Origin of the sequence: Bacteroides gallinaceum (assembly GCF_030373775.1) — a bacterium.
Classification (GTDB): domain Bacteria; phylum Bacteroidota; class Bacteroidia; order Bacteroidales; family Bacteroidaceae; genus Phocaeicola; species Phocaeicola excrementipullorum.
The window spans coordinates 24,376-39,525 of the sequence record NZ_JAUDEN010000025.1 but is presented as its reverse complement, the minus strand read 5'-3'; the positions used below and the strand labels follow the sequence as shown (position 1 = coordinate 39,525).

Here is a 15,150-nt window from a genome sequence, read left to right as displayed (position 1 = left end):
CCGATATCTTTACATTTCGAAATACGCTTTCTGCCGTATTTCTCCTTTCTGCATATCAATGATGTAAGTGCCCGGATAAGGTATATCCAGGACATCCCCGCTATCTGTCTTCACTTCTGTCTTCTGATAAGCGGCCAGATAGCACAACCCGCCTATGACAACGGACTGGACATCCTTGTCGTTCCGGACGATCCGGATACTCTCCGCATCAAAATCTCCGACCTCCTTCACACTGCTTGCCGGCAATATCAGATAGATATAGCCGGACGGACGCTTCTTATCATGCGTCAGACAGATTGAAAATACGGATTCTTCTTCCAGCATCTCCGGCCTGTACATCCCCATGAAATCATGCCATTGTCCCCTTTTCTGCTCTGTCAGCACCGCACAAGAGTCGGCTTGCAGGATGATATACCCTGTGTTGTCATGGAAGAACCTTCCGTTGCCGCAAGAACGGGCCTCTCCCCTTCTGAAACGCTGGTCAACAGACGTGATGACGGAAGCCGAACTGTCCGAGCGGATGTCGCTCCCCATACACAAGATATAATCGTCCGCAAAGATCCATGCCTTGTTTGCATTCAGTCCGTTCCGCCTCAGCTGCATGGCGGTTATTCCGGTCGTACCGTCACTTACGCCTCCCACACGCGAAGAGTGATTCCGCGAGTCTGTCCGATTGGGATCAGGTATGGGAGCCTCGCTTTCGTAAGTCGTAATGCCCGGAATCCTTCTCCAGTTCCAGAAAGGAAAGATGTTATGGTATTCATCGCCTCTCACATAAGTATACAAAGCCCCGTCTGCCATATAATATCCCTTCAGGTTATCCTCGTTCACCAGCTCCGTTCCGATAACCCTTTCGGAAGCCATCCGTACAGAAGCCATCCAGCGTGGTGTCCGATGAACCGTATAGTCTGATTTCCAGAAGTGCTTGTTTCCGACAAACGTATTTGCCACATCCGAGTCCAGCCCACTTTGTCTGATCATGTCCTCAATCTCCGCCTTTGCTTCCGGCGTGCTCCCTTTCATCAAAGAGCAGGCGGTGAAAAGCAAGATAAACCCCTTGTCCCTGTCAGCGTTTCTGAACAGCTGGCGGTTAAGGGCATTCACGTCCCAATACCCTTTCCACACAATCCACCGATACCCGTCGAGCAGCAAAGAAACGAGCGTCTTTTGCTGGCTCCCGGTAAAAGCAAGCGAAGTTCCGGCAAATACCTCCGAGTAGAAACCCATATTGCTTATGAAAGACAAGCCGTAATTGCCGAACTGCTGTTGAGGCCCGTGCTGGTGAAAGCTCCAGTCGGCCTGGATTCCTTCTCCCGCTCCTACCATTATTTCAGAGCCAATCACCGTCCGTGCCTCCCTGACCAGCTTCCAGTCGTTTTCCAGCAAGGCTCTGAGCAATACATTTCCGGCTAGCCAGATTTTGTTCTGCCCCGTCATCCCGAAAGAAGAATGTTTCATGACTTCGACCGCCTCCCGCTTCTCCTCTCCGGTCATCTCCTGCTCAAACAGCAGAAACGCAGGTCCAAGCGTACGCGGAATACCGATCTGGTTATACCACCAGTTTTTACACACCAGCTTGCTGGAGAACCAGAAGTTCATGGCACGATGAATAGCGCCCGTCAGCCGGGACATATCATCCGCGTCCAAACTTTTTCTCTCTCGCCAATAGTATTTGGTCATTGTGAGAATCCGTTCCGTATGTATCTTGGGACTCCATCCCGAACGTTTCGTGTCCGCATAATCGATGTCACCCCACGATCCGTCGTCCCGGATGCTCTCTACCAGACGGTTCACCTCTTCTCCGGAAATGGGATAAAGCTGCTGCAGCTCGATCACATTCTGGTCTGAAGCCTCCTTCTCCTTCGGAACCTCAGCCAATCGGTCGACCAGTGCCTTTTTTGCCGGATCATTTCCGATAAATACATTGATGTAATTCTCCTTGACCAGCCTGACAGAGTCGGTAAAGCTCTCCTGCGCATAAGTCAGGCCGCATACAAAACACAAAGAAAGTAATGCTATTCGTTTTTTCATCTTTATATATTATTATGTTATTACAGACCGGAAATCCAGACCGTTCCGTTCAGTCCGGACGGCACACTCAGTCCGTTCCCCACTCCTTATTGGGAGTATCGCCCATAAACAGCTCAAGCACTCCACCGGAAGCGATGTCTTCAAAGTCAATGTAACACTTGTTGTAAGGCCGGCCGTTAAGGCGCGCCTTCTGAATGTACCGGTTCTTCCCTGAGTTATTCAGCGCCTTGATCACAAAACTGCCTCCCTTAAAGTAAGACGGATCGAGATTGATACGCACCTCATCAAACACAGGGCTTGTTATCTCGTAGCGTGCAGATCCGGGACAAGAAGGGTGAATTCCGATTGCCGCCAGCACATACCATGCCGACATCTGCCCCACATCTTCATTTCCCACCAGTCCCTCCACGGAATTCTTATAGGCGTTGCTGCATATATGGCGTGTCCATTTCTGGGTCAGCCACGGACACCCCAGCCGATTGAACAGGAAAGACACCAGATGCACCGGCTCGTTCGCATGGTTATAATACTGGTTCCAGCGCAGGTTCTCCGGAGCTTTCTCAAAAAATGCGGACAAGTCGGCCAATACTTTCTCCTTTCCTCCCATCAGTTCAACCATGCCCGGAATATCGTGAGGCACGAACCAGCCTTGCTGATACAGGTTAGACTCTACGCACCCATAGTGTTCCCTGATGCGCAGACTATCTGCCCACGGCTCAAAACGCCCATCCGCCCGGCGGAGATTAAACCATCCGGCCTCCCGGTCAAACGTATTGCGGTAGTCTTGAGCGCGTTTTCCATAAACGCCGGCATCGTCATTGTGCCCCAACGCTTCGGCCAGGCGGGACAAACACCAGTCAAAGTAAGCATACTCAAGCGTTTTTGACACATTCAGCGGAGTGTAGCCGCACGAGTCGTTTCCGAACGTTTCCGCCGTATTCACGGCATACGCATAAGCCTTTTCTGCATCATACCCCCTTATCCCTTTCACATAAGCGTCCGCCAGCACCGATATGGCCGGATTTCCTATCATACAGCCACTATAAGCGTTCAGAAGTTCCCAACGCGGATAATACGCCCTGCCGCTTTGCTCAGCCACCGACACCAATGAGTTGATTTCGTCATCCACCATCCTGGGGTTAATCACGGTCTGCAAGGGGAACTGGCTGCGGAATACATCCCATCCGCTGAAAATTGTCCGCTTCGTGAAACTTGTATCCCGATGAACCCTGCCGTCAGCGCCAGCATACCTTCCGTCAACATCACTGACAATACGAGGATCGATCATCGTATGATAGAGTGCCGTATAGAAGACCGTTTTTTCATCCCGGCCACCGCCCTTTATTCTGATGCGCGACAATTCGCGGTTCCAGCTTTCTTCAGCTTCCTGCCTCACGGAGTCAAAGTCTTTTGCAGAAACCTCCTGCCTGTAGTTGTTTTCAGCCCCCTGCATGTCAACGAAGGAAATCCCCACTTTCATGGTAACAGCCTCATCATTACGGGTGGCAAACTCCGTAAAGAACCCGAGGTGCTTTCCTTTTATCTCACGGGCATCCCTGATGACGGGAGCCTGGGATATTCTTTGCTGATACGCATCACTGGTCACATCCTGTCTTTTCCGCTGCCATGTGTCCGGAATGTCAGCACTCCAGAAGCCATAATCATCCAAAGGCTTGCTGAAAACCGCATAGAAATAAACCGTATAGTCAGCATTTCCGCTGCCGTTTCCCCAGCCTCCCCCTTCCGGCGGACATTTCATCCAGCCGCAGACAGTATGCTCGTCTTTCACCTTTATGTATTGGAGTGTAGAAGTCCCGCCCACACGGCGCGCCAGATCAATCTGAATGCGGGAGTGCGCATGCGCAGGATAAGTGAAGCGGAGCACACCGCAATGAGCAGAAGCCGTGGCTTCCACTTTAATGCCATAATCTGTCAAGGTCGTACAATAATATCCGGCAGAAGCCTGTTCCGAAGCTTTGTCATATGCAGAACGGTATCCCGCCATGGTTCCGTCTTCTTTTCCCGCAATCAGCCGAAGCTTGCCGGAGGTCGGCATGGTCATGAAATTTCCCAAATCTCCATACCAGCCTACCCCACTCATCTGAGTGAAGGCAAAGCCTTCTATGGTACGGTGCTCGTCGCTGTAACCGGAACCGTTATCACCGCCCGTTACTGTCTGCGGACTGACCTGGACCATGCCGAAGGGATATGCTGCTCCGGGAAAAGTTTTTCCCAGACCATGATATGTTCCCGCCAGTTTCGTGCTGGTACTCGCCCCGATAAACGGATTCACATACTTTGACAGACCTGCCGGTTCTCCGTGAATGCAACCGGACAACAGCAGGAAGAAAATACCGGACATGCAAATAATTCTCTTCATAATTTCTACAGTTCAGAGGATTCATTTCCCTCGGTCATAAAGACCCAAGTAACCTTATTGACCGAATCCGGCTTCCCGGATTCGCTCTTTGAGATGCTTCCTTTCAGTTTTCTGTTCTTTTGCCTTTTCACCTTTATATTTCTCCATGAGCAGACTCCCTTTTCATAGTCATAAGTTTCCCCGTCATCATCATACAGCCGGCAGGCTCCGTCCGATTTTCCGTAATGACGTATCTCCAGATTAACCTTCTGACCGCTTCGGGGAGCATGGAGCACCGCTTCCATCATCGGTATAATGCCTCCGTCCTTGACGAAGACAGGGATGCGCTCCAACCCCGGGGAAACCGTAATTGTTTCTCCGTTGCCAACATAATCGCCGGTATAAAAATCATACCAGTTTCCCTCCGGCAAAACCACCTTGCGGCTGGTTTCTCCGACAAACATGGGCGCCACAAGCAAATATTCGCCTGCCATATACTGATCCCTGATTTCTTTCGCGACGGTTTCCAGATAAGGATTTTCTTCCAGATTCTGCTCTTTGCCCCTTGAAGCAGCGATACCCTCGGGGCCAAATCCCGGTTCCAGACCGATAAAGTCGAGCGGATAGCCGTAACGCTCAAAATCATCCACCTCTTTCTCTACTTGCGCGGAGGTATAAAGAGTGGGAGTGCGTTGGGTAAAGCCCAATCCCCAGCGGGGAGGCAGAACCCCTCCGCCGCACAACAGGTTATAGCGCCTGACCACATCCAACGGAGCAGGACCGGCAAACAGATAGACCTCGACACCTTCGGCCGGAATCAGAATGGAAACAGCATCCGAATAAGGCTGGGCCGTCCATGACTTGTCGGTATTACGGTCCTTCGCCTTCTCTGCATGAGGGCTGTCTTTCCGGATTCCGCTCCCTGCATAGACGGTCAGATAACGTGCGGAATTGACAAGAATGCCATACCCCCGGCTGGATACATAAAACGGAACCGGAGCGTGCGTACGTCCGTCATCCCTTCCTCCGTAATGGTCCACGTGCAGGTTCAGCACCTTCCCGCGCTGGAAGACACTCTGGAAGTTAAGTCCCAGCCCGTAAATCTGCTCCTTTTTCTCCAGCGGAATGGAAAGATACGTTTTCCCGTCCTGAACCGTAGCGGTGATATCCGCGTGCAAGGCGGGAATCTCCACATCCGGCAGGCTCAAGAATCCTTCTTCCAGCGGTTCGGCTCCCGAGGCTTCCAGCAAAGAATAGTCCTCCGGTGTCCCGAACGTGCCCTTCCATACTCCCGGATCTACCTGTTCCCAACGCATTTCATTTCCAGACCGGGCAAAAAGACTTGCCGCATTCAGCATACAGACAAATGTCAGAAAGGCAAGATAGCCGGCTCTTATAATTCTTTTCTTTTTCTGTCCCATACGATTTCTTTCTTTTGTTTTGTCCGCTTCCCCCCAAGATTCTGCCCTGTCAAACCGGAGAAAATGACGGCTCAAGTTAACCGGGATGACGGCTCATCTCAGATAAAAAGCTACTTCAAAGGTATCACCATGTTCCATGACTTGGATGCGTTTTCAAATCCGCCCGGACCATCCATGGTCGCAAAAAAGGCATGAGTAGCCTTTCCGTCTTCAAAAAGGAGGAACGGACGCTCCAGTTGACCCTGCATTTCCACTTTCCCGTCTTCCCATTCCACGGTGCGCGAATAGGCTTTGGGGTCTTTGTCTACGGTCCAATGGATGCCATCGTCGGAGTGGGCCATTACGCCCCCTCCCCTTTCTCCCGTAAATTTGGCCACATGATCCTTGAAAATGACATGATAGCCTCTGGAATCTTTCCACAGAAACGGATCCTCGGCTTCTCCCTGACCGTTTACCTGAAAGATGGGCTTGCCGTTGTTCAGCACAGTATACGGTCCTTCGATAGCGGGAGCATAGGCAACGCCCAACGCCATGTTCGAATACTTGCCGTTCGCGGTATGAGCCCTTCCCTTGAAAATCATCAGCACCGAACCGTCTTCCTGAATCACCGGAGAAGGGTTGGAAGTGAGATAGCTGTAGAAGGTGCCGGGTTTGGCCTTCAGAATCGGCTCGTCAAAGCGTTTCCACGGGCCGTATGGCGAGTCGGCAACCGCCAGTCCAATCCGTTTGTTAGACCGTCCTACAATACACCACGGACTGCTTAAGGTCAGTTCATCATAAGTGGGGTCTGCAAAGGGATGGGTAGATCCCATATAAATCAGATAATATTTGCCCTTATGCTTCAGAATGCGAGGGTTATGCGTCGAACGTCCGTCCCAATATTCCGCGCCGCGGGCCGGAAGCGCCGCATCGCTGAACTTGTAGGGTCCTTCGGGAACATCCGACACCGCATGAACGATTTCAGACGCCACCATCCATCCCGGATGGAAAGGGAGCGATTTCGGGAAGCGGGAAACAAACATGTGATACTTCCCGTCTTCTCCCTTCACGACAGAACTTCCCCAAACCCAGTACCCTTCGCATTCGAAAGCCGGAGCACGGGGAGCCTTCGCCAGCCGATGGAACATTTCATTTTGGGAGTGCTGTTTCAGAGCCGGCAGGTTTTCCAGCTTTTGGGCACGCACGGATGCCACCCACAATGCGAGAAGCACAAACAAAATAAGATTGTGTGTTTTCATAATAAACTCGTTTTTTAATATGTAACAAAATTAATGTTTTTATCTGATTGTTGCACATCATTCCTATCATCTCTCTTTACCATATAAAGACAACAGACCTACCCCACAAAGATGTCGTTTCAGATGCTTTATCCCAATTGGTTAACTAAACGCTGCAAAAATAACATTTCATCCTTAAACAAGAATGCCTCACAGATGCAAACAATTATAAAAAGCCACAAACATACACTTAACGTACAAACGATATACAGTATATGTACATGCATCCAAATGGAATGCTTGTTATTATATTTAATACAGCAATTTTGTATTTGGAACCAACTCATCATACAAATTCTTATGATATATTTGTGACAAGTCATACGGATTAATCTTCTGCAACTTTAAAGATTGAATGGATTAGCTTTCAAAAAGTTTATCTAAATAATTATGAAACTCAACTTACAAAAGTGGGGATTGCTGATAGGAATTACAGCATTCTCACACGTGGCATTTGCACAGACAACGGAACGGCAGATTGCCTTTGACAATTATCACCGGTATACGGAAGAAGCAAAGAAAGTGACGGACCCGGAAAAAAGAAAGGCAGTCCTTTCTTACCGGAATTATCTGGCGGAACACGGTTACAGAAAAACAAAAGGATTGCTGAACGTATGGGAAAAGAACCTGAATCTGCTGAATGCAGACGGCACCTTTTCAGACTTGAACGACAAGGAAGTGGGAATATCGAAAGACGGAAACGAAGCCAACTCCGGAGCAGTCATCGTTGAAGCGCTGGAGCGTGTGCTGAGCATATCGGAGGCCTTCAGGTGCGGCAAACTGGACATCAACCGCAATGCGGACATCTGGGACAAATGCCAGAAAGCGATTCTCCATTACGGCGACATGGAAGTTGCACGCCCGAACAAATGGAATCGCTTTCATTCGTCTTGCTTTGCTATTCCGACAGCAGCCGCAAACATCTATTTCTGCATGTTGAAACAGATGGACGACGTGGAGCAGGGCCGCGCCAAGGATGCCCAGCTTTCTGCCGTATGCGACATGCTGAAAGTGCTTTCCCTGCAAGCCTGGACACAACCCTTCAGAAACGACGAAACGGACAAGAATGTGGTCCAATTGGAACGCTTCCGCCATCATGTATGGTGGGTGGGAGGAAATGCAGTGGGATACCGCCCCTTGTTTTCCACCGCATTCGTGCTTCAGTCCATCCCGATGATCGACCTATTGGCGGAGGTCTGCCAAAAAGCGATCAGCATGACTTCGCAAAACACGAACTACGAATCTTTCTGGAGCGAAGGATTCACTGCGGACGGAGCAGGATGGGGACATGGCATGCAATGCCTGATATGGGGCTACCCCATCGACGGAACGCTGAATGCACTCAACATGCTGAGCATGTTCAAAGGTTCTCCGTGGGAAAAAAAGCTGACAAGAGAGAATGTGGAAGCGTTGATGAACTACTTCCGGGGCGCCAACTATTACTACTACAAAGGATATAGCCTGCCCTGTCTGGACCGCAGTTCAATGGACTACCGACCGGACGCATCGAATATCCGCTATAACGTGATGCTGAAACAGCTGATAGAGAACTGGGCGGATTCTTTCAAACCGGAAGAGTTGCAGGAAATGAAACAACTGTATGCAGAATGCATGAACAAAAAGGTTGACATGAAAGCATACGATGAGTACAACGGCACACGCTGGTTCTTCAACAACGATGACCTCATCAAAAAGAACGACCGGTACCACATCATTGTCAACATGGCTTCGGTACGATGTGACGGACTGGAAAGTGCAACAGGATTCGCTGACTCCTACAATTTCTACACGACCGACGGTGCAACTCTGTTCCAAAAGAGCGGAAACGAATACCGCAAGGCTTTGGGAGCATTCGACGTGACCGCTTTTCCGGGAGTAACGGCACGTGAGGGAATGGACAAACTGGTTCCCGTAACAAACTGGAGAGGCTATTGCAGCAAACATAATTTTGCGGCGGCATCCACATTCGGAGAAGAGAATGCCGTAGCGGGATATATCTTCGAGAAGATGAACGCATCGGATAAGGACGGAGTGAACGACCGAGGGGACAATCAGGGAAAAAACGCAATGCTCTACGGCGTGAAGGCATACAAGTCGTATTTCATGCTTGGAGATTACATGATAGCCTTGGGAGCCGGCATAACCAATCTGCACCCCGAAATGGATGGAAACATCCGCACCACAATCGAACAGACCGAAAAAACAGGCCAAGTATATGAATATAAAGGCAACGGCATCAAGTGGATTGTGCAAAACGGCAAATTTGCCTATTCTGTATTTCCTGAATATGCCGGAAAAACTCATTATGTTTGCGAAACAAAGAAAACAGACTGGCTGAAACGAAACCTAGCGAACAAAGGGAAGAAGAACCTGCCTTCGGAAGTGGACATCTTCCGCATGTGGATAGACCACGGACAGAGTCCCGCCAATGACACATACGGCTATGTAGTATATGCAGGCGAAGGAACACCTCAAAAGAAGTACCCGTTTGAAGTACTCCGCAACGACACCCTGATACAAGCGGTCAAATCTTCGGACGGAAAGGTCGTCGGAGCCGTATTCTACGACAAACGGACAAGCCTGAAGAGCAACGGAATGACATTGGCCGTTTCGGCACCGTGTACCGTCCTCATTGAACAGACAGCATCCGGCTCAAGAATCGCCGTGACCGACGCACTGATGGACCAGAACTGCAAGAAGATAGACGTGACATGGAACGGAAAGATCTATTCCCTCAACATGCCCGAAGGACAATGGTGCGGGAAGCCTGCCGTTTATATTGACAAGGATTAGGATTTCCTTCAAATATCTATTGAACGCCGTTTGAGAAAATAAGTCCCGTTCATCTGCGAAAGAATACCGGATGAACGGGATTTTCTATTTTGTTACAAATGCCCGTGAAGCAAACCAACGGTTATACATCTTCGTTGCAAGCACATACACAAAGAACGAGGACACAAAACCAACGATGGAATCAATCAGGTAATGCGCCTGAATATACACGGTAGCACAGCACAACAGCAGATAGAACGGAAGCAGACAATAAGCCAGCTTATGGCTGACTCGCCATGCCATAATCATCACAATGGTGGAAATAGCAACATGCGAACTCGGAAAAGCCGCAGTGGGACGCTCTCCTACCTGCTGGGAGGCCTCAACCAGATTATAGAAAAAACCGTGTTCGTAGCCCGGACCGGGAAGCAAAAAAGCATGATGGTTGAAATAATCACCGATAGGGGGAAAAATTCCGGAGCTTACATTATCCATTCCGATGACCGGGAAATAGAACTGAGGACCGGCTACCGGCACAAATATATAAAACAGATAATAAATAAAAAAAGAAACGACCAGCACAAAGCAAATCTTCTCGAACCACTTGAACCGGAACACGAAATACCACACGGTAACTATCAGCATCATGGGATAATAGAAAAAATATCCCATATTAAAAGGTTCGCTGAACCATTCTGAAGGACAATGCTCGCTGAACTCAACTGCCGGCTGACAATGGAAAACAGCCTGTTCGGCCGCAGCAAAAACGTGATCTAAGTTCGAAAAGATACGATTAAACTCGTATGTATCGGGATACCAGTAGGCAAGCAAAGATATCTGCACAACCATCCGCACGAAAGCTGTCATCCGGCAAGGAAACGACTGATGCAGCCCAATCAGCAGAAAAGTCAGAAGAACAATGCCAAGTCGTTCAAGCAGCATCGTTCCCGGATGATCCATCTCTGGATACAGGATGAATATCAGAACCGAAGTCAGCGCATTGTACATCAGACTAATACGCTCAACAGCAAACAGGGACTTGCCGCTTTCTATCCGCTCAAACAGTCTTAACTCTACAGCCATCCTTCTTCCTTATACCAAGCAATCGTTTCTTTTACACCTTCCGCTAACGAATATTGCGGAACATATCCCAGTTCTTCTCTTAAAGGAGTTATGTCGCACCGCCAGTTACGCTGCTTCATGATTCTATATTTGTCATTGTTCAAGGTGGTCGGCTTGTGCATGAGCTTCCCTATATTCTCCGATATAAACGAAATAACTTTCAGCAATCCGATGGGACAGACAAAACGCAGCATCCACGGCCTGCCCAGTTCATTCCAGATCAAGTCAGAAAAAGTACGGCTGCTGTACACCTCACCGTCACTCACAAAATAAGAACGGCATACCACCTGTTTCTCCAAGGCCAGATAAATAGCCTGCACCAGATCTTTCACATAAACAAAGGTAATATCCTGACGTCTGAAACCCGCCGCAAAGTCAAGATGCTTCTTGATCGATTCTGCCATAAGATAATAGTCCGTTTCCCTGGGACCATAAACCCCAGTAGGACGGAATATTACATAAGGAAAACCTGCAAGAGAACGCAAATATTCTTCCGTACGAAGTTTGCTTCTCCCGTAGGCCGTATCGGGACACGGAGCATCGCTGTCACAGATTTCCATATAATCGCGCTCATGCACCGGTCCGAAAACACTCAGCGAACTGATATAGACAAATCGTTCAGGAACCATATCCAACCGCTGCAATGTTTCGATAAAATTGCGCGTGGCCCAGTAGTTGCCTATCTCAAAGTCGCGTTTGTCAAGACACTTCGTCACTCCGGCACAATGAATGATGCAGTCCCATCCTCCGTGTGACTTTTTATGAACGGCGAGCTTAGCCTGCAAGTTGTCGGAATCCATAAAATCCAGTTCGGCAAACTGGATACGGCTGTCCTGCAAATACTTCCGGCTGCTGGTCTTGCGCACTCCAGCCCAAACCTGCATGTTCCGTTCCAAAGCTCCTTCTACCAAAAAGCTGCCGATGAATCCGCTGGCTCCGGTCACCAATATCGTTTTACTCATTACTTACTTTTTTAGGTTCTACATGGATGTTGATATATGTACCTTTTCCGTAGGCCTCCTTCAGTTTCATTTCAATCGCAGTCGCTTTGTCATGCGCTTCACGTAATGAGATATTGCCATCCATCCGCACATGAATGTCAATGGCATAATGACTTCCGATACGGCGGGTACGCAGATGATGAGGCTGTGAAACACCCTCGAAAGAGAGAACAATGCGGGTAATATCCTGTTCTATGTCATCAGGAAGCGACCGCTCAAGCAGTTCGTCAATACATTCCTTCAATTGCTTGACGGCTACCTGAATGATGAAGAAACTGACAATGACAGCCGCCAGCGGATCAAGCACCCGCCAGTTCTCGCCCAACAATATAGCGCCTCCAATGCCGACAGCGGTACCTATAGAGGAAAAAGCATCACTCCGATGGTGCCACGCATTGGCCACCACAGCCGGACTGTTGTAACGCCTCCCCACAATACGGGTATAATGAAAAAGAACTTCTTTTGACAAGACAGAAAGTACAGCGGCTACAAAGGCAATCCATCCGGGCGACTCCAGGCTTCCGCCATGCAGAAACCATATGATCTTTTCCATGCCGTTCCAGCAGATCCCGATGCCGACAACCAACAATGCTACCCCTATAAGAAGAGTGGCCATTGTTTCGTATTTGCCGTGACCATAATCGTGTCCCTTATCTTCCGGCTTGCTCGAAATGCGCACAAAAACAATGACTATGACATCTGTAACCAAATCGGATAAAGAATGTACGGCATCAGCAATCATCGCCGAGCTTCTGCCCAAGACTCCCGCGGCAAACTTGAATATGACCAAGATAATATTGACCAAACTGCCCGCCAACGTAACTTTATAGATTTCCCGTTCACGGACAGATATTTCTACTTCACTCATAATATTGCATAAAAATGTCTGGCAAAGATAATGGTTTTTCAGCATCTTAACAGAAAATATAACAGGAATCGGCCTTTAATTCCATTAATTTTACTTACTTTGTAATATCACTTAAACTAAAGGCAACATGGCTAAAAAGAAAAAAGAAAAGAAAGGCGGAAAACATATGAAAAAGAAAGAACTGGCCGAACTGATTATCGGCTATTTCCGCAACAAACCGGAAGCGACGGTAGGCGCCAAACAACTGTTTCAGGGGTTAAAGCTTACTACACATCCGCTGAAAATGCTGTGTACCGACATTATCAAGGAGATGCTGGAAGACAATTTCCTTGTCGAACCCGAAAAGGGACGTTTCAAGATCAACGACAAGGGACAGATTCTTACGGGAACGTTTCAGCGGAAAAGCAACGGCAAGAATTCGTTCATCCCCGACGATGGAGGGGAACCGATATTTATTGCCGAACGAAACTCAGCCCATGCGATGAACAACGACAAGGTAAAAGTAGCGTTAAGCGCAAAGAGAAAGAAACGGACTCCCGAAGGACAGGTCATCGAAATACTGGAACATGCCAACGAGAACTTTGTCGGTACGCTGAAAGTATCGAAAAGCTATGCGTTCCTGCTGACCGAATCGAGTACACTTGCCAACGACATTTTCATACCGAAAGAAAAGCTGAAAGGGGGAAAGAACGGCGACAAAGCAATTGTAAAAATCACGGAATGGCCCGACGATGCAAAGAATCCGTACGGACAGGTAATTGACATTCTGGGAAAGGCGGGGGAAAACACAACAGAAATGCACGCAATCCTCGCTGAATACGGGCTGCCTTATTCGTATCCGCAGGCTGTAGAGGCCGCGGCAGAAAAAATTCCGGCAGAGATTACTCCGGAAGATTATGCAGAGCGCGAAGACTTCCGCAATGTCGTAACTTTTACGATTGACCCGAAAGACGCAAAAGACTTTGACGATGCGCTCTCCATCCGGCAACTCCAGCCGGGACTATGGGAAGTGGGTGTACATATAGCTGACGTGTCACACTATGTAAAAGAAGGCAGCAGCATCGATAAAGAAGCTGTAAAACGCGCCACATCAGTCTATCTGGTAGACCGCACCGTGCCCATGCTGCCCGAGCGTCTGTGCAACTTCATCTGCTCGCTCCGTCCCGATGAAGAGAAACTGGCTTATTCAGTAATCTTCAACATGAACGAAAATGCAGAAATAAAGAATTACCGGATACGGCACACAGTCATCAAATCCAACCGCCGTTACGCCTATGAGGAAGCACAGCAAATCATAGAAACAGGACAAGGCGACTATAAAGACGAGATTCTTGAACTGAACAAGCTGGCCCAAATTCTGCGCCAAAAACGCATGGCAGCCGGATCCATTGATTTTGACCGCACCGAAGTGAGATTTGAAATCGACGAAACGGGCAAACCGGTCAGCGTTTATTTCAAGGAATCAAAGGAAGCGAACAAGCTGATTGAGGAATTTATGCTGCTTGCCAACCGTACCGTGGCCGAACACATCGGAAAGGTTCCAAAGAACAGAAAACCGAAAGTGTTCCCTTACCGTATACATGACCTTCCGGATCCGGACAAGCTTGATGATCTGAACCAGTTCATCGCTCGCTTCGGATATAAAATCCGCACCAGCGGAAGCAAATCAGACATATCGAAATCACTCAACAGGATGCTAAACGAAGTGAGAGGAAAAAAAGAAGAGAATCTGATCGAAACAGTTTCTATCCGTACCATGCAAAAAGCCCGTTATTCAATCTATAACATCGGACACTACGGACTGGGATTCGACTTCTATACGCATTTCACATCTCCCATCCGCCGGTATCCGGACCTGATGGTACACCGCCTGCTCACCCGTTACTTGGCGGGCGGGCGAAGTGCACAGGCTGAGAAATACGAAAGCCTCTGCGAACACAGTTCTGCCATGGAACAGACAGCGGCCAGCGCCGAACGGGCTTCCATCAAATACAAACAGGTGGAATTCATGGGCGAACGAATCGGGAACGTATATGACGGCGTCATCTCCGGTGTGACCGAATGGGGGCTTTATGTAGAAATCAATGAAAACAAGTGCGAAGGCATGATTCCTATCCGCGACCTCGACAATGACTATTATGAGTTTGACGAAAAGAACTATTGTCTGATAGGTCGCCGTCATCATCAGAAATACAGTCTGGGAGACCCGATAAGAATCAAAGTGGCAAAAGCCAACCTTGCAAAAAAACAGCTTGACTTCACACTGACGGAATAATATCCGGAGATACAAAGCAATGGC

9 protein-coding genes are annotated in these 15,150 nt (G+C 48.7%); 2 read left to right on the top strand and 7 right to left on the bottom strand.

The window, feature by feature from the left end; all coding sequences use genetic code 11:
• Positions 1–9: 9 nt before the first annotated feature.
• From QUW60_RS12295 to QUW60_RS12280, 4 genes are all read right to left on the bottom strand, one after another.
• Entirely contained in the window at positions 10–2,031 is a 2,022-nt protein-coding gene (locus QUW60_RS12295) for a polysaccharide lyase family 8 super-sandwich domain-containing protein (RefSeq protein ID WP_289560839.1), read from the bottom strand.
• A gap of 67 nt (positions 2,032–2,098) precedes the next feature.
• Positions 2,099–4,411 (bottom strand): GH92 family glycosyl hydrolase, encoded by a 2,313-nt coding sequence (locus QUW60_RS12290; RefSeq protein WP_434736869.1) that lies wholly within the window; start codon positions 4,409–4,411, stop codon positions 2,099–2,101.
• 5 nt (positions 4,412–4,416) lie between these two features.
• Entirely contained in the window at positions 4,417–5,811 is a 1,395-nt protein-coding gene (locus QUW60_RS12285; RefSeq protein ID WP_434736868.1) for a DUF5110 domain-containing protein, read from the bottom strand.
• Positions 5,812–5,921: 110 nt separating this feature from the next.
• A complete protein-coding gene (locus QUW60_RS12280) occupies positions 5,922–7,049 on the bottom strand; it encodes a glycoside hydrolase family protein (RefSeq protein ID WP_289560838.1) in 1,128 nt (375 codons plus the stop codon).
• 429 nt (positions 7,050–7,478) lie between these two features.
• Between QUW60_RS12280 and QUW60_RS12275 the strand changes: the two genes are divergently transcribed.
• Complete coding sequence (locus tag QUW60_RS12275) at positions 7,479–9,881, top strand: polysaccharide lyase family 8 super-sandwich domain-containing protein (protein ID WP_289560837.1); 2,403 nt, start codon at positions 7,479–7,481, stop codon at positions 9,879–9,881.
• Positions 9,882–9,965: 84 nt separating this feature from the next.
• Here the strand turns inward: QUW60_RS12275 and QUW60_RS12270 are convergent, their stop codons facing one another.
• The 3 genes from QUW60_RS12270 to QUW60_RS12260 are packed head-to-tail and all read right to left on the bottom strand — an operon-like array spanning position 9,966 to position 12,851.
• On the bottom strand, positions 9,966–10,943 hold the full coding sequence (locus tag QUW60_RS12270) for a phosphatase PAP2 family protein (protein WP_289560836.1): 978 nt from the start codon (positions 10,941–10,943) through the stop codon (positions 9,966–9,968).
• Positions 10,934–11,944, bottom strand: coding sequence for an NAD-dependent epimerase/dehydratase family protein (locus tag QUW60_RS12265; RefSeq protein ID WP_289560835.1), 1,011 nt, complete (start codon positions 11,942–11,944; stop codon positions 10,934–10,936). Before QUW60_RS12265 ends, QUW60_RS12270 begins: the two co-directional genes overlap by 10 nt.
• Positions 11,937–12,851, bottom strand: coding sequence for a cation diffusion facilitator family transporter (locus QUW60_RS12260; protein ID WP_258338955.1), 915 nt, complete (start codon positions 12,849–12,851; stop codon positions 11,937–11,939). The genes QUW60_RS12265 and QUW60_RS12260 overlap by 8 nt, the downstream gene beginning before the upstream one ends.
• Positions 12,852–12,978: 127 nt before the next feature.
• Between QUW60_RS12260 and rnr the strand changes: the two genes are divergently transcribed.
• Positions 12,979–15,126: a ribonuclease R gene (gene rnr, locus QUW60_RS12255; protein WP_289560834.1), complete on the top strand. Its 2,148-nt coding sequence runs from the start codon at positions 12,979–12,981 to the stop codon at positions 15,124–15,126.
• Positions 15,127–15,150 lie beyond the last annotated feature (24 nt).